The organism is Paenibacillus assamensis DSM 18201, assembly GCF_000422445.1.
Lineage (GTDB): Bacteria > Bacillota > Bacilli > Paenibacillales > Paenibacillaceae > Paenibacillus_B > Paenibacillus_B assamensis.
In genome coordinates, this window is record NZ_AULU01000006.1 from 264,505 (window position 1) to 284,917 (window position 20,413).

Here is a 20,413-nt window from a genome sequence, read left to right on the forward strand (position 1 = left end):
AGTGTATGGTAGATGCTATGCGTGTCTGGCTTGCTCTAATGTTAGTTATGTTGCTGTTGTTTATTTTTCCATTACGTGATACTTTTCAACGTCATGATGAGATGAGTGAGTTAGTTGCAATGAAGGTTGCCACTGCTTATGTCGATGCTGTTCGTGATAAAGGTGTAATTACTCCTCAAATGTGGATTTCGTTAATGGAGGATCTTCATCGTACGGGTTACGTTTATGACATTGAAATGGAGCATTACGAGAAACATTATGTTCCTACATATACTGACCCAGTACAGCATAACTCTTTTCAAAATGAATTTATGACGCATTATCAAATGGTCCATCATAGAGGCATGATGAATAAACTTTTCCCTAACACATCGGTGGATTTATCGGACTCTTCTCGCTTATACCGCTTAAAAGCAGGAGATTACTTTCAAGTTACACTGCACAGGCTCGATGAGACTCGTTCAAGTAGATTAACTCGTTGGCTTACGTTTGATGCAGATCCAGCAACTGCTTTTAGTATACCAATAGGAGGAATGGTGCGGAATGAGACTTATTAAATGGTCCATCTTTTTTGTCTGCATCATACTTCCATTTAGTTGGTCACATCGACAGCAAGTTAATGAATACCGCTATAAGCTTTTTGTAGAAGAGCAGTATAATCGTTGGATGAACAATGCAGTAGATGATGCGTCTCAAAAATTAAAAGAGACGGCTGCTTGGAAAGCAACGGATGATTCGTATGAATCAAATAAACAGCTAATTTTGAATAAGCAGCAGGCGGTAACTACTTTACTTCATTCTATTTATGTTAATTTGGATATTGAAGACGATGTAGTATCTCAACAAGCCTTATTTTTTTATATTCCTGCAATCACAATCGTTGGTTATGATGGTGCATACTTTTATGTAAATGATCGCTATGCAACAGTACAGGGGGAAGAGAGAATTGGTCATGTTTGGGAGCCGGTACAGCCATATTCTTTTGTTGATGAACAAGGTAACGTGTACACTTTCACATTAGATGATTATGTAACGGTGTATGACTCATCAACGCGTACATGGATAAGTGGTTATCAGCATGAGTTGAAGCATCGCTCAAGTCTTTCTCTACTTCATGATGATGTAAGATTTGATGAAGTGCGGCGGATGACTATTATTCAAACGATTCAACAAAAACTTGCATTCTATATCAATCGCCATAATGAGTGGGCACGACGCAATGGAGTATCGTACCTCTTTACGATGCCAACGATACCAACTGAACATTGGAATAATACTATTAACGATATAAGTATCATGTCGTTCATACAGGGGATGGCGGTTGGTACATTTACGTATAATCACTATGCGCTAGGAGGTTCGAAAATATTGCAGCGTGAAACCTGGTTTGCTTCAATTGAAAACAATGTCAAAGTCGCTTATCCTGAACGTTGTGCACCCTCCTCCTATGTCGAAATCTTTGCAAGCGAGCGCGAGGCTGTGAGTAAAGGGTATTATGTAAAGAGATGTTATTGATGGAGGAAGACGTAAATTTGTTTCAGTTATCAATATTTTTGGGTGTGTCCCCATTGTTGGGATTCCTCTCTTTCCAAAACATCGTATTCATGTTACACTTACGATGCAAAACATACCAGAACTATCCAACACTAGGGGGGCCGGTTATCGGCTGAGATGAAGCATAGGCTTCGGACTCTTAACGACCTGATCTGGATTATACCAGCGTAGGGAAGTGTGGATTGGAATGATAAAACCGGCATGTCTATTTTAAAGGCGTGTGTATCCTTCGATTAGCGCCCAGTATTGTAGCCTAATTCTACAATATGTTGATCTGAGCGTACATAATGTAAGTATGCCTTTATAATGAGCTACACGATATACGTTGTAATTAGATACGTTATCGTTGGCGGTTGACATAGACATGTGCCTATTGCGTGTATTTACTACGTTATAGCTATCGGATTGCTCAGACCAAGGACCACTCTTTCTATAAGAGGGGTCCTTTTTTGCTTATTATCGTTCCATCATCACTTCCTCTAATTCTATTTACAGAAAGAGAAGCAATTGTTGTTTGAGGAGGCATAACGAATGATGATTGTACCTTGGCTACATGTAATTTCTCCACCCGTGCAAAAGGTAGATGAGGTCATACGTATTGCTATTGAGATAGCAGACTATGCAGATTTTATACATCTCCGACAGAAAGAATGGCCAGCGAAAAAGCTGTGGGAGGTAGTTGAAAGCTGTAAGCACTACGGAATACCTACTCAGAAGTGGATCATTAATGACAGATGTGATGTTGCCGCAGCCGTTCAAGCGAAAGGGGTGCAACTCGCCTATCATTCTTTACCTTGCAATATTGTTAGACGTATGTATCCACAATTAACTGTAGGGGTATCTGTACATAACGAAGCTGAGGCTGCGCTTGCGAAACAAGATGGTGCTGATTATTTATTATTTGGTCATGTGTTTGATACATCTTGTAAGCCTGGGATTCCGGAACGTGGATTAGCTGGTTTGCAGGCATGCCGAGAAGTAGTGGATGTACCTATTATTGCTATAGGAGGAATTAAACCCGAGAACATTGTGGACGTTGTTAGTGCAGGTGGATCAGGAGTTGCGGTAATGTCTGGTATTTGGAACGCAGAATCACCTGGAGTAGCTGCTCGTATCTACCGTGAAGCATTGCTCAATAGTGCGCATGCAATATGAGGTTCATGAATGAACATAATTAAGTGAAAAGCATGGAAGGGATGGGGAGACATGAACCATTCAAGACATTCTGATGTATTGGTGATAGGTGGAAGTGTTATCGGGTGCTCTGTAGCTTATGAGTGTGCAAAGCTTGGGATGCGGGTAACCGTATTGGAGCGAGGAGAGTTGAGTCAAGGTACATCAAGAGCTGCTGCGGGTATGCTGGCACCAACAGCTGAGCGATTTGACAATAAAGATCTTGCTCATTTTGCTTATACGAGTCTGGATCTCTTTCCTGGATGGGCAGAACAATTATGGCTGGATAGTGAAGTGGACTTGGAGTTTAGGCGGAAGGGCTTGCTCATTCCTGTGTATTCACAGCAGGAGCAGATGTTAGTTGGCGCAGAACTTCAAAATGCTGCAAAAGAGACTGATGTTGGAGCGGGTGGATATATACGTTGGCGGAATCTGCTTGCTGAAGCAGAAATGTATCCCTATATCAATCCTACTATATATGGTATGTATGAAGTGCCTCAGGAAGGTCATGTTTCGCCAGTGAAGCTGATGGAAGCGTTAATAGCAGGGGGACGAAAAAGAGACGTTCAGTTTAAAGAATATCAGGAAGTAAATAAAATCATATTTGAAAATAGTGCTATTCGTGGCGTCCAAACAACTGAGGGGACATGGACTGCAGAGCATGTAGTTGTATGTGCTGGAGTAGATAGTAACAGCTTTAATGATCAGACGGATGTTCGCACTCATTTTTATCCTGTTAAAGGGGAATTGGCGGTTGTGCGCATGGACTCTGCATTTGATTCGATACTGTATGGTAATGGAACGTATATCGTTCCGAAGAGTGGAGGGCATGTATACATAGGCGCCACTTCTCATCCATATCGTTATGATCGAAAAGTAAGCGCAGGGTCAATTACGAATTTGATTCAAAATGCGATAGCGTACATTCCAAGTTTACATGAAGCAGAGCTTGTCACTGCATGGGCGGGCCTTAGGCCAGCCACTTCGGATGGACTTCCCTATATCGGGCCGGTTTCCCACATTAAAGGATTGTGGTTGGCGGCAGGACATTATCGCAATGGCATATTGTTAAGTGCAGCTACAGGAATTGGTGTTGCTTCTTGGATTCAAACGGGGAATATGCCATGGACTTGGATGAGTGCCTTTAATCCACTACGTCATACGCCTATGCCGCAGGTTGTTCATTGAAATCATAGCTGACATAGATAATGGGTAAACGGTGTGCAGCGATTAGAGAGGTTGGTGAATATGAAACTGATTATAAACGGAGACTCAATTGAATTCTCTGAAGAACAAAATCATATCTATCAGTTGCTATGCCATTTGCAAATGGAACAGCGAATCGTAATTGTTGAACTTAATGGAAGTATTATTGCCAAACAAGCATATGAAACAACGCTATTGTCAGATGGGGATCGGATCGAAATTGTACATTTTGTTGGAGGGGGATAAAAATAATGAGATCACCTTTACGTATCGGACCACATTCATTTGAATCGAGATTACTGCTAGGAACAGGGAAGTTTCCTGACTTTGATATCCAACGTAAGGCAGTGGAAGTGTCTAAGACGGAAATATTAACGTTTGCTATAAGAAGAATGAATGTATTTGAGCCGACACAACCAAACTTTTTAGAAAGTTTAGATTTGAATAAGTATACACTTTTGCCGAATACAGCCGGTGCATCAACAGCGGAAGAAGCTGTACGTATTGCTCGTTTAGCAAAAGCGTCTGAGCTGTGCGATATGATTAAAGTAGAAGTCATCGGTGATGCTAAAACACTTCTTCCTGATCCATTAGAAACGTATCGTGCTTGTGAGATTTTATTGGACGAAGGGTTTATTGTACTGCCTTACATATCCGATGATGTTATATTAGCCAGAAGACTACAAGAGCTTGGTGTGCACGCCGTAATGCCTGGCGCATCTCCGATTGGAACAGGACTCGGATTGTTGAATCCACATCATCTTACTTTCATTATTGAGCAAGCAACGGTGCCCGTAATTGTGGATGCTGGCATCGGAACGCCGAGCGATGCTGCTAAGGCAATGGAGCTTGGCGCGGATGCGGTTTTGTTAAATACAGCCGTATCAGGAGCAAAAGATCCAATCAAGATGGCCGAAGCTATGAAGTGGGCGGTAGAGGCTGGGAGACTAGGGTATGAAGCTGGCCGCATTCCCATGAAGCGCTATGCTTCAGCTAGCAGCCCACTAGAAGGCATGTCGACATGAGGGCTGAGCAGCCTATTAAAATCTATACACTAAGCGGTGAGATCTATAATTCTCCATTGGAAAGTGCTGATAAAATAGCAAGGGCACGGGAAGAGGGAGCCTCTTTAGAGTCTGCTAGTGTACATTCAACTGCTGAGTCGTTAAGGATGCCGGCTCGCGCCGCAACTATTGCAGGATCAGATAGCAGCGGTGGAGCGGGTATCCAAGCAGACATTAAGACATTTCAAGAGTGTGGAGTCTATGGTATGAGTGTAATAACAGCTCTTACGGCTCAAAATACACTTGGTGTACATGATGTTCACCGTATTCCTGCTGCACATATTGCAGCTCAGTTTGATGCGCTTGAAGAAGATGTTCGTCCAGATGCAGTAAAGACAGGGATGCTTGCAGATGGTGGAACCATACACCTTGTATCTGAACGCTTGGCAAATTTTCATTGGCCTAATATTGTCGTGGACCCTGTTATGATCGCTAAAGGCGGGACGGCCCTGCTAGAAGAAAATGCGATTGAAAAGTTGAGGACACAATTACTGCCAATTGCTACAGTTGTGACGCCTAATATCCCTGAGGCCGCTGCGCTAGCGTCGATAGCCATTCATAGCCGTAATGACCAATTGGAAGCAGCTAAACAATTGCATGATCTAGGAGCACGATATGTGCTTGTAAAAGGTGGACACGGACCAGATAAGGATTGCTCTGCTGATTTGCTTTATGACGGTGCTGGAGGCTGGTGGATTGAAGGGCCGCGACATCATACGATGAGAACCCACGGGACAGGGTGTACGTTATCTTCAGCGATAACGGCTTACTTGGCAAAGGGATATTCTGTGCTTGACTCGGTCATAAAAGCAAAGCAGTATATTCATATGGCGATTAAGTATCCGATTGCTGTTGGAAATGGACATGGCCCAGTTAATCATTGGGCTGTGCGTATGCTTGATAGAGGGGAAGAATCGTTGTGTCACTACATAAAAAATTGATGTTTATGTTTGTTGCTGGTACCGTAAATTGTCCTCAAGGCATTGAAGAGACTTTGATGAGTGCAATTAGAGGCGGTATTACCTCTTTTCAATGGAGAGAGAAGGTTGATGAAACAAGTCTTAATGAAAATGAGCGAATTGAACTCGGTACGCGACTCAGAGATTTATGCCGTCAGCATGACATATTGTTTATTGTAAACGATGATGTACAGCTAGCTGCACAGTTGGGGGCAGATGGTGTTCATCTAGGCCAAGAGGATATGTCATTAACGAAGGCGCGCAAACTTCTTCCTGCTGGGACGATTATTGGTCAATCCACCCATAACGTGGAAGAGGGTCTCGATGCAGAGTATGAAGGGGTAGACTATATTGGAGTGGGACCGATGTTCTTTACCCAGACAAAGCAGGATCTTCATCCAGTTATTGGTCCGTCTTTAATTATGGATATGCGTCGAGCAGGTGTCAAAGTTCCCATTGTTGCTATAGGGGGGATCCAAGCTGAGCGAGTGACTCCACTTGTTAAAGCTGGAGTAGATGGTGTGGCAGTAGTCTCGGCGATAGCATCTAGTGAGCTAGGTGCTGAGCAAGGGGCGATTCAGATATACAACCAACTAGCTCCTTGGTTCAAGATTGTATAAGTCATTGTACAAATAACATACAGCAATCATTTTATATACTTTATTCTCTCGCTCCTACAAGACGTAGGAGCTTTTTTCTCACTCTCTTTTTTAGCGTATGAGTTGAGGAATTATAAAAAATGCCTAAATACTACTCAAAATAGTAAATATAATGAGACTCCTTAACCTCGAATGTGATAATATAGGCACATACCAGAAATTTACTCCATGTAACATACTAGCCTCTTTCATTGAACGTCTACTGTTTAGAAAAGTTTATAACACAGTAACACTCGAAACTATTTGTGCACGTCAAAAAGTCCAACATCTTTTAATTTATCATGTGTGAAATATGTTCAATTTCTCCTTAATGTAACATGGGTAATTCCAATTCTACATGAAAAGGTGATTGTATATGGCAGCTGATATTGTTGACTTTCGAGAATTTTGTGAAAATCCAGAATTAGTAGACAATCTAGATCATCGGATTATAAGAGATGTCAGGCTACCTGATGAGAGCGAATTATACGTTTGTTTCACATTTGATGATGGTCCTACGGAATATACCCCCTTACTACTAGACTTATTTAAGCAATATGACGCAAAAGCAACCTTTTTTGTAGTTGGAGAATTTGTAGATGAATTTCCCGACATTACAAGGCGTATTGTGGAAGAAGGCCACGAGATTGGTAATCACACTTATTTCCATCCAAATTTATCTACAATAACTAATGATGAGATCGATAAAGAGATACTAACAACCGAGGAAGCCATCATTACTCATGCAAAGACGCGGAGTCAACTGTTTAGAGCTCCATACGGTGTGTTTCGTATGGAAACATTAGAGCGTACTGAAGAAATGGGCTATCGATTAGCACTTTGGTCACGAGATATGTATGTAAGAGATTGGGAATATCCTGGGGCGGATGCTATCTTTGATAGAGTGTTAGAAAATATGAAGAACGGTTCTATTGTCTTGCTTCATGATGGAGGCGGGGAAAGAGAACAAACCGTTGAGGCTGTAAAACGTCTTTTTCCCATTCTATTAAACGAAGGATACAAGTTCGTTACGGTTAGTGAATTGATTGAAATATCGGAACAAAAAATGCAGGGAAAATAAAAATCTAATTGTTATACGTATAAAGTAAGAAAGTTGTAATTTTATTAGGTGTATAACTATATAAATAATATTTTCAAAAGAGGTTTATCCAATCCTAGTTAAGCTCTTTGCTGTGGTCATCCGCGGCAAAGAGCTTTTTGATGACTAGGGAAGTTGTATTAGTCTCGACTACAAATGACGAGGACTAGTCCGCTATTGATCTTTATGGTGCCATGCTCTTCCTTCCAACGATTGCTTACACCTAACGACTGTCCAATTGTCAGGGTTGCATCCGCAAGAGGATAAACAAAACCGTCTAAATATATACCAGTAACATCCATGCTTAGAGGAATCAGTGACATGTACGTATATCTGTCTTTGTCAATTTTTAAATAATCCCCGGTAAGTTGGATTGAATTGTGCTCATCGACAATTTTCATAGGTATGCCAGCTTCATAGGTTTGCCGGAGGAGATGAATGCCAGCAAGTGTATGATCGAGTCGTGTTCCTGTCGTGCCGTACATAGTAATCGAAGTTGCTCCATATTCCATTGCATAATGCAAGGCCAGCTCAGTATCGGTATAATCTTTGTCTACTTCGTCAAAGCCAACCATTCGTTCACTATTTTCAGCAATAAACTGTTTTTCTTGCTCATCAACGGAATCGAAATCGCCTAGCGAAAGGGTAGGTTTAATGCCGTGCTTTACGAGAAATAATGCACCACGATCAGCCCCTATAATGATGTCTGCTGATTGGAGTTCATTTACGATCCATGCTGGCTGCTCACCGCCAGCGACGATTACAGCGTGTAGCTTTTGTGTTGTTTCCTTATATATATGAGAAAGCTGCTGCTTCTGTTGTGACATTTTCTTTTCTCCTTTATGAACACTCTAATATTCGGTACAGGTATGTATTTTCTATATCTAGTATATAGGAAATTTATATTGTGACCAAGTTACTAGCTGCAAGTTGACAAATGTTGAAATGCAGAAATGATGCGGCTACAATGGTAGCAAGAGAAGGAGGAAGTAGGATTATGGTATCTGTGTTATTTGTATGTTTGGGTAATATTTGTCGTTCGCCAATGGCGGAAGCGGTTATGCGGCAAAAAGTAACGGAGGCAGGGTTATCTAGTGTAATATCCATTGATAGTGCTGGAACTGGTGATTGGCATATTGGTCATCAACCGCATGAAGGAACTCGCCAGTTACTGGATAAGCGCAACATTTCTTATCAAGGTCAACAAGCGCGACAAATCGCAGCTAAAGACTTTAAGCAGTTTACGTATATCGTTTGTATGGATACAAGCAATGAGCGGAATGTACTAGCTTGGGAAGGGTCATCGACAGCTACAGGGCATGTGTTCAAATTTATGACGCTGCTACCTGAGGAGCAAATTGCGGATGTTCCTGACCCATATTATACAGGTAACTTTGAGGAAGTCTATCGTTTAGTAGAAGCAGGATGTGAGCGATTGCTTCAGCGAATTCGCGTAGAGCATTCCTTGTAATAGATGTAAAATTAGGTAGAATTAAGATAGTTCTGTTAACTATCTGCTGAGGATAAGAATCTTATAGCGAAGTATATATAAGAAAGAAGTGACATGTGTTCTCCATGTCACTTCTTTAATGTTGTGGCTAATAATTAAAATCGTTATTTACCAACGCGCAACTGTAGGGACGTAGTCAGTCCTTCAATCGTGCTGCTAGTAAAGTTTAGACTTCAAAATAGTATTTAAGAGCATCGGGGATATGTTTTTGCCAAAAGCCCCATAGATGCTGTCCGTCATGCTCTTCATAATGAACATGAGCTCCGCGCTCGGAAAGTAGCTGATTGGCGTCGCGGTTAATTTGCAAGAAATCAAATACACCACGGTCTGTTTCATACGCAGTCTCTTGCAAACCAACAATCATAAAGATACGAAGCCAACTGAAATCAGGTTGAGAAGCTAGAATCTCATAGGATGCAGAGTAGAATGCTCCCGATAAGGAGATGACTTGCTTGAACTTTTCAGGCTGCTTAAGAGCAAGGTGCAAGGACACTGTGCCGCCTAATGAATCTCCTGCTAAAACGATGTCATTCCAATCTGTGCGAACAGGATAGGTTGCTTCTACAAAAGGAACGATTTCTTCCATAAATGATTTTGTATACGTTTCAAACAATGTTCCATCTGGTGAATACTCTTCGGTACGGACTTTTTTGTCGACATCAACGCCTGCAATGATAATAGGTTCAATTTCGCCATCCAGTATCAGTTTGTTAGCGATTGTAGCGATGCGACCAAAGTTGAAGAAGTCTTCGCCATCTTGGCAGTAAACGACAGGGTAGCTGAGAATCTCGTTGAAACCTGGAGGTAAATAGACTCGCAGCGAGCGAGTTCCTGTAGGTAATATAGATGAAGAAACATCATGCTTAACAATTGTACGTTTGAAGTATGCGGAATCTGACATTCGCAACACCACCTATGCAAAATTTTATCGAAATTGGTTAACACTAAGAACGAATCAACTGTCTACATTCATTATTCTTGAAAGTATAGAGCGTAATGGATTTAGAAGTTGAACACAATACATATCGAAATGTATGTGCTAAATATCACTGGAACTAGACTGATTTGTTTTATCCTGTTATAGTAGTTAAAAGAAACTGTTATAGCTACAAGAGAACAAAATATTCACTTTTTCCGCTATTTCTTTTGACCAATTGAGTAGAACAGGTGTATAATAATTCTATAACAGAGAAACAAAATCTTCAAACTTTTATTGAGGTGAAAATGATGAGCAAGTTCCCATTTGAAGTTCAGACGGAAGATGTACAAACACTATCTGTCTTGTCACCAGAAGGCGAAATCGTCAACCCGGACATGATGCCGGAATTGAGCGATGATCAATTGAAAGAAATTATGTACCGTATGGTATTTACACGCGCATGGGATGATCGTGCAATCAACCTTGGTCGTCAAGGTCGTCTTGGTTTCTACGCACCAGTATCTGGTCAAGAAGCTTCCATGGTAGGTAGTGTATACCCACTTAACAAAGAAGACTTCGTAGTACCTGCATACCGTGATATGCCACAGATCGTATGGCACGGCTTGCCACTATACCAAGCATTCTTGTACTCTCGTGGTCACCAACATGGTGGACAAATTCCAGAGGGTGTAAACGTATTGATGCCACAGATCATCATTGGTGCACAAATTTTGCATGCAATGGGTATCGCCAAAGGCTTCAAACTTAGAAAGCAACAAAATGTTGCAATTACTTACACAGGTGATGGCGGTTCCTCCGAGGGTGACTTCTATGAAGGCTTGAACTTCGCAGGTGCATACAACCTACCTGTTATTTTCTTTGTACAAAACAACGGTTATGCAATTACGACGCCATTCTCGAAGCAAACAGCAGCTAAGTCTATTGCTCACAAAGCAGTTGCAGCTGGTATTCACGGTATGCAAATCGATGGTATGGACGTATTGGCTGTTATTAAAGCAGTTCAAATGGCAGCTGAGCGCGGTCGTAACGGTGAAGGCGCTACATTGATCGAAGCGTTGACATACCGTTACCGTCCACATTCCATGGCGGATGACACGTCTAAATACCGTACTAAAGATGAAGAAGCTGAATGGTCTGTTAAAGATCCACTCGTTCGCTTTGGTAAATTCCTTGAGAGCAAAGGTCTTTGGACTGAAGAAGATACAGCTCGCGTAAAAGAAGAAGCAAAAGCGAAAGTAAACGAAGAAATCAAGCGTGCAGAGCAAACAGAGAAAATGACTGTTGTTGGCCTAATCGACACAATGTTCGAAGTAACGCCACATCACCTTGAAGAACAAAAAGCAGACTTCCAATAAGATTTCATTTATATAGATGAAGTTCGAAATAATTCGATGAGCGGACAGGCAAAGATTACTTTGCGACGATGTAAGGAGGATACGAATCAATGGCACAAATGAATATGAAAGAAGCGATTCGCGACGCAATGCGCGTTGAGTTGAAACGAGATCCTAACGTCCTTGTTTTCGGTGAAGACGTAGGTCATGTTGGCGGCGTTTTCCGTGCGACAGAAGGATTGCAAAAAGAATTTGGTGAAGAGCGCGTATTCGATACGCCGCTTGCAGAATCTGCAATCGGTGGTATGGCAGTAGGTCTTGGTGTAACTGGATTCCGTCCAGTAGCTGAGATTCAATTTGTAGGTTTCATCTACGAAGCACTTGACCAAATGGTTGTTCAAGCAGCTCGTATGCGTTACCGTTCCGGTGGACGTTACAACTCGCCAATCGTATTCCGTACACCTTTCGGTGGCGGCGTTAAAGCGGCTGAGCTTCACACAGATTCCTTGGAAGGTTTGCTTATTCAATCTCCAGGTATCAAAGTTATCGTACCTTCCAACCCGTACGATGCAAAAGGTTTGCTAATCTCTGCAATCCGTGAAAACGACCCTGTATTCTTCATGGAGCATTTGAACTTGTACCATGCATTCCGTGACGAAGTACCTGAAGGTGAGTACACAGTTGAGATCGGTAAAGCTAAAGTAGTTCGCGAAGGTAAAGATGTAACAATCTTGGCTTACGGTCTTATGGTTCACACAGCTATGAAAGCTGCTGCTGAGCTTGAAAAAGAAGGCGTACAAGCTGAGGTTATCGACCTTCGTACGTTGCTGCCGCTTGACATCGATACTATCGTTGAGTCTGTTAAAAAGACAAACCGTGCGATCGTTGTTCAAGAAGCTCAAAAAACATCTGGTGTTGCTGCAGAGGTTATTGCGCAAATCAATGAGAAAGCAATTCTTCACCTTGAAGCACCAGTACTTCGCGTTGCAGGTCCAGATACGGTTTATCCATTCGCTCAAATCGAAGACCAATGGTTGCCATCTCCTGCACGTATCGTAACAGCAGTTAACAAAGTATTGAATTTCTAAATAGATAGAACCGTTATAGAAGTGAAGGAGGTACCTACCTGTGGCAAAGTTTGAATATCGTTTCCCAGAGCTTGGTGAAGGACTACATGAAGGCGAAATTATCAAAATGCTTATCAAGCCAGGCGACAAAGTAACTGATGATGACATTATCATGGAAGTACAAAATGACAAGGCGATCGTAGAAGTTCCTTGTCCTGTGAACGGAACTGTACTTGAAGTTCTTGCAAAAGACGGCCAGGTAATGCACATGGGTGAAGTTGTAGCTATCATCGACGCGGAAGGCGACGTTCCTGAGCAAGCTGCTCCAGCAGAAGAAGCGAAGGAAGAAGCTCCGGCTCCAGCAGCAGCTGAAGCTCCTAAAGCAGAAGCAGCAGCGGCTCCGGCACCTGCAGCTCCTAACCGTGAAGTATTGGCAACACCAAGCGTTCGTAAGTTCGCTCGTGAGCTTGGCATCAACATTGCTGATGTTCCTGGAACAGGTAACAACGGCAAGATTACTCGTGAAGACGTTGAAGCATTCTCCAAAGGTGGCGCTCCAGCAGCAGCTCCTAAGGCAGAAACAGCTGAAACGACTGCTGCACCAGCAGCGAAAGCTGACAAAGCAGCAGCGGCACCAGCAGCTGATCGCTTACAAGAAGAAGAGCGCACTCCGTTCAAAGGTATCCGTAAAGCGATTTCCAACGCTATGGTTAAATCTGCTTACACGGCTCCACACGTTACAATCATGGACGAAGTTGACGTTACAGAACTTGTTGCATTCCGCAACCGCTTGAAGCCGGTTATGGAGCAAAAAGGCAAAAAAGTTACTTACTTGCCATTCATCGTAAAAGCATTGGTAGCAGCGGTACGTCAGTTCCCTGTTATGAACGCAATGATCGACGAAGAAGCACAAGAAATCGTGTACAAAAAGTACTACAACATCGGTATCGCAGCAGATACAGACAACGGCTTGATCGTTCCTGTTATTAAGGACGCAGATCGTCGTAGCATCTGGATGATCTCTGATGATATCCGTGACTTGGCAGCACGCGGTCGTGACGGCAAGCTTGCTCCTAACGAGTTGAGAGGTTCCACAATTACAATCACAAACATCGGTTCGGCAGGCGGTATGTTCTTCACTCCGATCATCAACTTCCCTGAAGTTGCGATCTTGGGTACAGGACGTATTTCTGAGAAGCCAGTTGTGAAGAACGGCGAGATTGTTGCAGCACCTGTTATGGCATTGTCCTTGAGCTTCGACCACCGTCTAATCGATGGCGCTACAGCTCAAAACTTTATGAACTATATCAAGCAGTTGTTGGCTAACCCAGAACTGCTAGTCATGGAGGTATAAGCAATGGTAGTAGGAGACGCGTCTTTAAACATTGATACACTAGTAATCGGGGCAGGTCCTGGTGGTTATGTAGCAGCAATTCGTGCTGCTCAACTAGGACAAAGCGTATTGATCGTCGACAAGTCTGAGCTTGGCGGCGTGTGCTTGAACCGTGGTTGTATTCCATCCAAGGCTCTTATTAGCGCAGCTCATCAGTACGAAGTAACACAACACGCTTCTGAAATTGGTATTACGGCAGAGAACGTTAAAGTTGACTTCTCTAAAGTTCAACAATTCAAAGGTGGCGTAGTTAAAAAGCTTACAGGCGGCGTTGGTGCGCTTCTTAAAAAGAACAAAGTGCAAGTATTCAAAGGTGAAGCAATGTTCATCAATGAAAACGAAGCACGCGTGTTCAATGATCAAGAAGCACCTCGCTACATGTTCAAGAACTGTATCATCGCTACAGGTTCTCGCCCAATTGAATTGAAAGCATTCCCGTTCGGCGGACGCATTTTGTCTTCCACAGAAGCGTTGGAATTGCCTGAAATTCCTAAGAGCATGATCGTTATCGGCGGTGGATACATTGGTGCAGAGCTTGGCCAAATGTACTCCAAGTTCGGTACAAAAGTAACAATCATCGAAGGCGCTGACATGGTTCTTCCTGGATTTGACAAAGACATGACTACAATCGTGTCCAAAAACATGAAGAAAACAGGTGTTGAAATCTTTGCTGGTGCGCAAGCTGAAGGTGCTACGCAAACAGATAAAGATGTAACTGTTACGTTCAAAGTTGGCGGAGAGACGAAAGAAGTAACTGCAGAGTACTTGCTAGTTACAGTTGGTCGTCGTCCAAACACTGACGGTGAGCTTGGTCTTGATATGATTGGCGTTAAAATGACAGATCGTGGAATTATCGAAGTTGACCACCAAGGTCGTACTAGCATTCCACACATCTTCGCTATCGGCGATATCGTTCCTGGTCTTGCATTGGCACACAAAGCTTCTTACGAAGGTAAAGTGGCTGCTGAAGCAATCGCAGGAATGCCTAGTGTTGTTGATTACAAAGCTATGCCAGCTGTTTGCTTCACGGATCCAGAGTGCGCAAGCGTAGGCTTGTCCGAATCCGAAGCAAAAGGTAAAGGTTTGAATGTTAAATCCGGTAAGTTCCCATATGCAGCTAACGGTCGTGCGTTGTCCCTTGGCGGAAGCGTTGATGGCTTCGTGAAAATCGTTGCTGATGCTGAGACAGGTATCGTTCTAGGTTCCCAAATCGTGGGTCCTGAAGCGTCTAACTTGATCGCAGAATTGGGCTTGGCTGTTGAAATGGCAGCTACATTGGAAGACTTGGCATTGACTGTTCACGCTCATCCAACATTGGGTGAAATCGTAATGGAAGCTGCTGAGGTTGTATTGGGTCATCCGATCCATAGCTAAGGTAACTTTATTCTCTAATTAATTCTGTTTTATTTGTTACGGTTCTATATGGTTTATTTTTCCCTGTTGTCTATTCGACGACAGGGACTTTTTTTATACTAGCGATAATGAATTAGTATGAATAGTGACTGACTTGCGCTAGCTTTGGAACTATGGAATAAAACAGATTGATGATAGGAATCTTTATTAGCATTGAGAAATTTTTCGTATTGAATTGAAACCCTTGTCAATGATGATTTTTTTTCATTGCAATGGTACACTGTTAAGATAGTTAGGGAAAGAACGGAGGAATTTATCAGCATGAGAAATTATTTAGACCTACTACAAGAAGTATTAGACAACGGTGTTAAGAAGGAAGATCGTACAGGTACAGGTACGGTATCCGTATTTGGGCGCCAACTTCGTTTTGACCTACAAGCAGGTTTTCCACTTGTAACAACGAAGCGACTTCATTTAAAATCGATCATTCATGAGCTGCTTTGGTTCCTTAGTGGTGATACGAACATTAAGTATTTGCAAGAGAATGGGGTTCGAATCTGGAACGAATGGGCTGATGAGAACGGTGACCTTGGACCTGTCTACGGTTCTCAATGGCGTAAGTGGGAAGCGGCAGATGGACGTGTTATTGATCAGATTACAAATGTGATCGAACAAATCAAGACGAACCCGGATTCACGTCGACTACTTGTTTCCGCTTGGAATGTGGGCGAAGTAGATAATATGAAACTTCCTCCATGCCATTACGCATTTCAGTTCTATGTAGCAGATGGAAAGCTTAGCTGCATGCTAAATATGCGCTCTGTAGATACGTTCTTGGGGCTTCCATTTAATATCGCGTGCTATTCTTTGTTAACGCATATGATTGCACAGCAGTGCGACTTGGAAGTCGGAGAGTTTGTTTGGTCTGGCGGAGATGTGCATATTTATTCGAATCATATGGAGCAAGTACAGACTCAATTATCTCGAGAACCGCTTGCATTGCCAAAGTTAGTCATTAAGCGTAAGCCAGAATCCATCTTTGACTATACCTATGAGGACTTCGAATTTGAAGGATATGAGTATCATCCTGGAATTAAAGCTCCAGTCGCAATTTAATACTTGTGATGAATTTCTTGTAGTGGGGGGGACTACGCCGGAATGAGTATTAACATGATCTGGGCAATGGATCGTAACCAGCTTATTGGTCAAAATAATGCTTTGCCGTGGCACTTGCCAAATGATATGCAGTATTTTCGTCGTGTAACGAGTGGAAAAACGGTTGTCATGGGCCGAAAAACGTATGACTCTATAGGACGTCCGCTTCCAAAGCGGCGGAATCTTGTATTGACGCGCAATTCACAATGGATGGCTGAAGGTGTTGAGACCATTACCGATTTAAGAATGGTGCTGGAACTTGCAGAAAAAGAAGAGATCATGATCATGGGCGGTGCAGAGATCTACCACCTCTTTATGCCGCATGCGGATCGATTATTAATTACCTTCATTGATGCAGAATTTGAAGGTACAGATTATTTCCCAAACTATGATCAATCTGAGTGGATGCTTGTTGAGGAAACAGAAGGAACAGTGGATGAGAAGAATCCATTTCCTCATCGTTTTACTGTATACGAGCGTAACAAAAAGTAGGGGCTTATTTCACATGCCCCTTTATTAGTGTAAAGCAGTGCAAACTAAACGATATTTTCTCTATATGGTTTTCTGTTTATTTACGCTAAACTTTACATAATTATTTGTCGGACAATGTATTTCCTTCTTGCTTGTGTTAGGGATTACGTATTATATTGATGTATAAAATTTCAATAAATAGATACGCAGACGAACGGATGGAGGAACTAGCATGTCAACACCTACGGGATTTATGGAGTATACACGACAGATTCCTGCTGATCGTGATCCACTAGAGAGAATTAAAGACTGGGAAGAATTCCATAAGCATATGTCCGAAGAGGAGCTCCGTACACAGGGTTCTCGTTGTATGGATTGCGGAACACCTTATTGCCATACTGGAATTGAGCTTACAGGCGGAACTTCAGGCTGCCCGGTCAACAATTTGATTCCTGAATGGAATAATTTAATTTACCGTGGACTATGGAGAGAGGCATTGGAGCGCTTGCACAAGACAAATAACTTCCCTGAATTTACAGGAAGCGTATGTCCTGCACCATGCGAGGGTTCGTGTACGGTAGGATTAATCGGCAAGCCAGTAACGATTAAGACGATTGAGCAAGCGATTATCGATAAAGGCTTTAGCGAAGGGTGGGTTACTCCACAACCTCCGGAGAAGCGCACTGGCAAAAAGGTAGCTGTTGTTGGTTCTGGACCTGCTGGTCTAGCAGCTGCGGCACAGTTGAACAAAGCGGGTCATCTCGTAACGGTATATGAGCGTGCTGATCGGATCGGTGGATTACTCACTTATGGTATTCCAACGATGAAACTAAGTAAAGGTGTTGTTCAGCGTCGAGTTGACTTGTTGGCTGCTGAAGGTGTGCAGTTTATTACAAATACAGAAATCGGCAAAGATATTTCATCTGAACAACTTGTGAAAGATTATGATGCAGTTGTCCTTTGTGGTGGAGCTACAAGACCGCGTCAGTTTAAGATCGAAGGAAGTGAATTTGAAGGTATTCATTATGCGATGGATTACCTGAACTCCACGATCAAGAGCTATTTAGACAGCAATTTGGAAGACGGCCAATATATTGATGCCAAAGATAAACATGTAGTCGTAATCGGTGGTGGCGATACGGGTACGGACTGTGTAGCGACTGCACTCCGCCACGGCTGTGCAAGTGTTACACAGTTTGGTACACATGCCAAGGCTCCGCTAGAGCGCGATGAAGTGGATAATCCTTGGCCACAATTCCCGAACGTGTATACGCTTGATTATGCACAAGAAGAGGCAAAGGCTCTTTACGGACGTGATCCACGTGAATTCTCGATTATGACAACCAAGTTTATCAGTGATGAAAATGGTCGTGTCAATGCGCTGGAAACGGTTCAAATCGAACGTATTGTTGATGAGACAGGACGTAAAATTTATCAACCAATTCCGGGAACGGAACGCCAATTTAAGGCGGATCTCGTATTGATCGCTATCGGTTTCGATGGAGCAGAGCAGACAATTCCCGAGCAATTAAGCATAGAGACGGATCGTTGGTCGAATGTAAAAGCAAAATATGGCGTTTACAAAACAAATGTAGACAAAGTATTTACTGCTGGTGATATGCGCCGTGGACAAAGCCTAGTCGTATGGGCAATTAATGAAGGCCGTGAAGCTGCGCGCGAGGTAGATAAATATTTGATGGGCTCATCCATGTTGCCTTAATCAAAAGTTTGCACTTATTTCGTTATGCTATTTTAGATATGCTATTGAATTTTTAAATGTAAAATATAAGAAGCTGCGTACTAGTTTAACTAGTTGCAGCTTTTTTTAAGTTAAGTTAGATGACATTGTTTAGTTTTTCGTTACCCTTCCAATGCTGGCAAGTAAATAACCTGGGAACCAGCTTTGTTCCACGCTATCTAATTGCTCATACCATATTCGTAATTGCGTCTTGAGTACATTTGCGTTAGGTACAAAATCAAGAAAGTCCAGGCTGTTTATAAAGCCAATGGAGTGTTCAGTTAGCAGTGTAATATTACTATCTTGAAATTCGTCCTGTAAAGACAAAACAGGCTCTTCTACTCCATACATCCATGCACCAGATTGTTCTGCGTAATGTTTCCCTACACGGTATGGTAGACATTGTGCGTTAGGTGTGAAAATAATGACCACGCCATCAGACTTCGTAATCCTTCGCATTTCCTTCAATATTTGTACTTTTTCCTCATAAGAGAAATGCTCGAGCACGCCTGCATTCCACACAACGTCATATCGATTATTTTCAACAGGTATATTCCTAATGTCCGCTAATATAAAATCAGCTTTGCATTGATGCTGTTCGAACGCAGCGCGGCTATTTTCTAATGCCATTTGGGAATAGTCTGCTAAAGTCACATTTGCTCCAAGTTGGGAAAGTCGTAGAGATATTTTTCCTGTTCCAGATCCTGCTTCGAACATGGAGCGCCCAGATATTGCTCCTACTGAATGGGTGAGGGATTCTAGTATGGTTTGACTTAATGGATCCCATTGATAGGACACTTCGTGCGACCATAATCGATCCCATACTTCTTTTTGATCTTGTTTCATCTTCACAACTCCTATTTCGGTTCTCGGTTCGTAATGATCATTGTGTAGAGGGAGGGATATCTCGCGCTGCAAGCCAACTATTTAACAGCTCGTGAAAGATGGCTGAGTCAGGGTATATGCGTTGGAGCTGCTCTAAACCGTGTGCTCCGTATTGTTCAAGCAAACCTTGCTCGTTTTGTGCAAAATGCATATGTTTATCAGGCAAACTCATACGCTGAGCTAAGGTAGCATGATACACCCATGAAGCTAAGCAGCATTTTGGTCGCCAATTGCTCCTAAGACCCATGTAATACAAGTACCCTAGTACTAAACTATCATCCTCATACCCTTGTTTGCCGCGGAGGAAACGAATATCATACCCCCCAATTGCGCGCAAAATGCTTGCACGATGTATTACAGGATGAACGAAGGCGCTCATAACAGATGTTTGAGAGCAGCTATTGAGCAATGAACACAGTTGTTCATAGGAAGAAGGGACTTCTACATGCGTTCCAAGCGGTTGAAGAACTCCTTCAGCGGTCAGTATTCCAGGAGAGATAAGAGGTTCTTCGGATTGTTCTAAATAATCAATTAGAGGTTGATACCAGTTAGGCGGGAAGATCATATCAACGTGGATTTCAGAAATAAAATCGGTGTTAGGGTAGTTCTCCCATATAAATTCGAAGCATTTCTGTCGAGCTTGAGCAATACCAATATTAGTTTCCGAGCCTAGTAGATGAAAAGGAAGTCCGATCGATTGACAAAGTTGTTTCACTTCTTCATTGCTCATACTACCTTGATTGTATATCACGACAACAGCCTGTTCACTAAAGCTCAAGCTTTGCAGACACTGCTGTAACATGCTGCGGTCAAGTTGATCATATGGTGAATTACGAATAAGCAGTGGAAGCGTGTGGATTATAGTGGACATAGA

At 42.5% G+C, this 20,413-nt stretch carries 21 protein-coding genes and 1 riboswitch; of the genes, 17 read left to right on the plus strand and 4 right to left on the minus strand.

All coding sequences use genetic code 11. The features are described from left to right. The first annotated feature begins 5 nt into the window (after nucleotides 1-5). From H580_RS0104150 to H580_RS23315, 9 genes are all read left to right on the plus strand, one after another. Nucleotides 6-557, plus strand: coding sequence for a hypothetical protein (locus tag H580_RS0104150; protein WP_028593666.1), 552 nt, complete (start codon nucleotides 6-8; stop codon nucleotides 555-557). Next, nucleotides 544-1,515 (plus strand): hypothetical protein, encoded by a 972-nt coding sequence (locus H580_RS0104155; RefSeq protein WP_028593667.1) that lies wholly within the window; start codon nucleotides 544-546, stop codon nucleotides 1,513-1,515. Before H580_RS0104150 ends, H580_RS0104155 begins: the two co-directional genes overlap by 14 nt. Before the next feature lie 123 nt (nucleotides 1,516-1,638). Then, a riboswitch (TPP riboswitch) is annotated at nucleotides 1,639-1,745 on the plus strand. Between the two features lie 340 nt (nucleotides 1,746-2,085). Beyond that, nucleotides 2,086-2,709, plus strand: coding sequence for a thiamine phosphate synthase (locus H580_RS0104160; protein ID WP_051217232.1), 624 nt, complete (start codon nucleotides 2,086-2,088; stop codon nucleotides 2,707-2,709). Between the two features lie 51 nt (nucleotides 2,710-2,760). After that, nucleotides 2,761-3,915, plus strand: coding sequence for a glycine oxidase ThiO (thiO, locus tag H580_RS25365; RefSeq protein ID WP_051217233.1), 1,155 nt, complete (start codon nucleotides 2,761-2,763; stop codon nucleotides 3,913-3,915). A gap of 60 nt (nucleotides 3,916-3,975) precedes the next feature. Continuing rightward, nucleotides 3,976-4,179 carry a sulfur carrier protein ThiS gene (thiS, locus tag H580_RS0104170; protein WP_028593669.1) on the plus strand — a complete coding sequence of 68 codons (204 nt, stop codon included), beginning with the start codon at nucleotides 3,976-3,978 and terminating at the stop codon, nucleotides 4,177-4,179. A 5-nt stretch (nucleotides 4,180-4,184) separates the two neighbouring features. Next, nucleotides 4,185-4,958 carry a thiazole synthase gene (locus H580_RS0104175; RefSeq protein ID WP_036604532.1) on the plus strand — a complete coding sequence of 258 codons (774 nt, stop codon included), beginning with the start codon at nucleotides 4,185-4,187 and terminating at the stop codon, nucleotides 4,956-4,958. Nucleotides 4,959-5,104: 146 nt separating this feature from the next. Then, nucleotides 5,105-5,938 (plus strand): bifunctional hydroxymethylpyrimidine kinase/phosphomethylpyrimidine kinase, encoded by an 834-nt coding sequence (gene thiD / locus H580_RS0104180; protein ID WP_028593671.1) that lies wholly within the window; start codon nucleotides 5,105-5,107, stop codon nucleotides 5,936-5,938. After that, complete coding sequence (thiE, locus tag H580_RS23310; protein WP_036604614.1) at nucleotides 5,917-6,576, plus strand: thiamine phosphate synthase; 660 nt, start codon at nucleotides 5,917-5,919, stop codon at nucleotides 6,574-6,576. Before thiD ends, thiE begins: the two co-directional genes overlap by 22 nt. Before the next feature lie 394 nt (nucleotides 6,577-6,970). Further along, nucleotides 6,971-7,675, plus strand: a complete 705-nt coding sequence (locus tag H580_RS23315) for a polysaccharide deacetylase family protein (RefSeq protein ID WP_051217235.1) — start codon at nucleotides 6,971-6,973, stop codon at nucleotides 7,673-7,675. A gap of 158 nt (nucleotides 7,676-7,833) precedes the next feature. On the opposite strand, the gene H580_RS0104195 is transcribed toward H580_RS23315, so the two are convergent. Beyond that, a complete protein-coding gene (locus H580_RS0104195; protein WP_051217236.1) occupies nucleotides 7,834-8,520 on the minus strand; it encodes a thiamine diphosphokinase in 687 nt (228 codons plus the stop codon). Nucleotides 8,521-8,690: 170 nt separating this feature from the next. Between H580_RS0104195 and H580_RS0104200 the strand changes: the two genes are divergently transcribed. Beyond that, nucleotides 8,691-9,164, plus strand: a complete 474-nt coding sequence (locus tag H580_RS0104200; protein ID WP_028593673.1) for a low molecular weight protein-tyrosine-phosphatase — start codon at nucleotides 8,691-8,693, stop codon at nucleotides 9,162-9,164. A 205-nt stretch (nucleotides 9,165-9,369) separates the two neighbouring features. On the opposite strand, the gene H580_RS0104205 is transcribed toward H580_RS0104200, so the two are convergent. Continuing rightward, nucleotides 9,370-10,104, minus strand: a complete 735-nt coding sequence (locus H580_RS0104205; protein ID WP_028593674.1) for an alpha/beta hydrolase — start codon at nucleotides 10,102-10,104, stop codon at nucleotides 9,370-9,372. A 326-nt stretch (nucleotides 10,105-10,430) separates the two neighbouring features. On the opposite strand from H580_RS0104205, the gene pdhA reads away from it, so the two are divergent. The 7 genes from pdhA (at nucleotide 10,431) to H580_RS0104240 (ending at nucleotide 18,636) form a co-directional block, all read left to right on the plus strand. Next, the gene (gene pdhA / locus H580_RS0104210; RefSeq protein WP_028593675.1) at nucleotides 10,431-11,498 is read left to right on the plus strand and encodes a pyruvate dehydrogenase (acetyl-transferring) E1 component subunit alpha; all 1,068 of its coding nucleotides are present in this window, start codon (nucleotides 10,431-10,433) and stop codon (nucleotides 11,496-11,498) included. Nucleotides 11,499-11,587: 89 nt separating this feature from the next. Next, complete coding sequence (locus H580_RS0104215) at nucleotides 11,588-12,565, plus strand: alpha-ketoacid dehydrogenase subunit beta (protein ID WP_028593676.1); 978 nt, start codon at nucleotides 11,588-11,590, stop codon at nucleotides 12,563-12,565. A gap of 40 nt (nucleotides 12,566-12,605) precedes the next feature. Beyond that, nucleotides 12,606-13,898 (plus strand): dihydrolipoamide acetyltransferase family protein, encoded by a 1,293-nt coding sequence (locus H580_RS0104220; protein ID WP_028593677.1) that lies wholly within the window; start codon nucleotides 12,606-12,608, stop codon nucleotides 13,896-13,898. Nucleotides 13,899-13,901: 3 nt separating this feature from the next. Continuing rightward, nucleotides 13,902-15,311 carry a dihydrolipoyl dehydrogenase gene (gene lpdA / locus H580_RS0104225; RefSeq protein ID WP_028593678.1) on the plus strand — a complete coding sequence of 470 codons (1,410 nt, stop codon included), beginning with the start codon at nucleotides 13,902-13,904 and terminating at the stop codon, nucleotides 15,309-15,311. A gap of 300 nt (nucleotides 15,312-15,611) precedes the next feature. Next, complete coding sequence (gene thyA / locus H580_RS0104230) at nucleotides 15,612-16,406, plus strand: thymidylate synthase (RefSeq protein WP_028593679.1); 795 nt, start codon at nucleotides 15,612-15,614, stop codon at nucleotides 16,404-16,406. A gap of 42 nt (nucleotides 16,407-16,448) precedes the next feature. Next, entirely contained in the window at nucleotides 16,449-16,937 is a 489-nt protein-coding gene (locus H580_RS0104235) for a dihydrofolate reductase (RefSeq protein ID WP_028593680.1), read from the plus strand. A gap of 211 nt (nucleotides 16,938-17,148) precedes the next feature. After that, nucleotides 17,149-18,636, plus strand: coding sequence for a glutamate synthase subunit beta (locus tag H580_RS0104240; protein ID WP_028593681.1), 1,488 nt, complete (start codon nucleotides 17,149-17,151; stop codon nucleotides 18,634-18,636). A 129-nt stretch (nucleotides 18,637-18,765) separates the two neighbouring features. On the opposite strand, the gene H580_RS0104245 is transcribed toward H580_RS0104240, so the two are convergent. Both H580_RS0104245 and H580_RS0104250 read right to left on the minus strand, forming a co-directional pair. Further along, complete coding sequence (locus H580_RS0104245; RefSeq protein WP_028593682.1) at nucleotides 18,766-19,500, minus strand: class I SAM-dependent methyltransferase; 735 nt, start codon at nucleotides 19,498-19,500, stop codon at nucleotides 18,766-18,768. Nucleotides 19,501-19,537: 37 nt separating this feature from the next. After that, the gene (locus H580_RS0104250) at nucleotides 19,538-20,410 is read right to left on the minus strand and encodes a glycosyltransferase family 2 protein (RefSeq protein ID WP_036604534.1); all 873 of its coding nucleotides are present in this window, start codon (nucleotides 20,408-20,410) and stop codon (nucleotides 19,538-19,540) included. Between the last annotated feature and the right edge of the window lie 3 nt (nucleotides 20,411-20,413).

Coding starts and splice junctions, on each gene's coding strand:
- pdhA (WP_028593675.1), top strand. CDS start 10,431: ATGAGCAAGTTCCCATTTGAAGTTCAGACGGAAGATGTACAAACACTA.
- H580_RS0104215 (WP_028593676.1), top strand. CDS start 11,588: ATGGCACAAATGAATATGAAAGAAGCGATTCGCGACGCAATGCGCGTT.
- H580_RS0104155 (WP_028593667.1), top strand. CDS start 544: ATGAGACTTATTAAATGGTCCATCTTTTTTGTCTGCATCATACTTCCA.
- H580_RS0104175 (WP_036604532.1), top strand. CDS start 4,185: ATGAGATCACCTTTACGTATCGGACCACATTCATTTGAATCGAGATTA.
- H580_RS0104205 (WP_028593674.1), bottom strand. CDS start 10,104: ATGTCAGATTCCGCATACTTCAAACGTACAATTGTTAAGCATGATGTT.
- H580_RS0104150 (WP_028593666.1), top strand. CDS start 6: ATGGTAGATGCTATGCGTGTCTGGCTTGCTCTAATGTTAGTTATGTTG.
- H580_RS0104245 (WP_028593682.1), bottom strand. CDS start 19,500: ATGAAACAAGATCAAAAAGAAGTATGGGATCGATTATGGTCGCACGAA.
- H580_RS0104160 (WP_051217232.1), top strand. CDS start 2,086: ATGATGATTGTACCTTGGCTACATGTAATTTCTCCACCCGTGCAAAAG.
- H580_RS0104240 (WP_028593681.1), top strand. CDS start 17,149: ATGTCAACACCTACGGGATTTATGGAGTATACACGACAGATTCCTGCT.
- thiS (WP_028593669.1), top strand. CDS start 3,976: ATGAAACTGATTATAAACGGAGACTCAATTGAATTCTCTGAAGAACAA.
- thiD (WP_028593671.1), top strand. CDS start 5,105: ATGCCGGCTCGCGCCGCAACTATTGCAGGATCAGATAGCAGCGGTGGA.
- H580_RS0104200 (WP_028593673.1), top strand. CDS start 8,691: ATGGTATCTGTGTTATTTGTATGTTTGGGTAATATTTGTCGTTCGCCA.
- thyA (WP_028593679.1), top strand. CDS start 15,612: ATGAGAAATTATTTAGACCTACTACAAGAAGTATTAGACAACGGTGTT.
- H580_RS23315 (WP_051217235.1), top strand. CDS start 6,971: ATGGCAGCTGATATTGTTGACTTTCGAGAATTTTGTGAAAATCCAGAA.
- H580_RS0104235 (WP_028593680.1), top strand. CDS start 16,449: ATGAGTATTAACATGATCTGGGCAATGGATCGTAACCAGCTTATTGGT.
- thiO (WP_051217233.1), top strand. CDS start 2,761: ATGAACCATTCAAGACATTCTGATGTATTGGTGATAGGTGGAAGTGTT.
- H580_RS0104195 (WP_051217236.1), bottom strand. CDS start 8,520: ATGTCACAACAGAAGCAGCAGCTTTCTCATATATATAAGGAAACAACA.
- lpdA (WP_028593678.1), top strand. CDS start 13,902: ATGGTAGTAGGAGACGCGTCTTTAAACATTGATACACTAGTAATCGGG.
- H580_RS0104250 (WP_036604534.1), bottom strand. CDS start 20,410: ATGTCCACTATAATCCACACGCTTCCACTGCTTATTCGTAATTCACCA.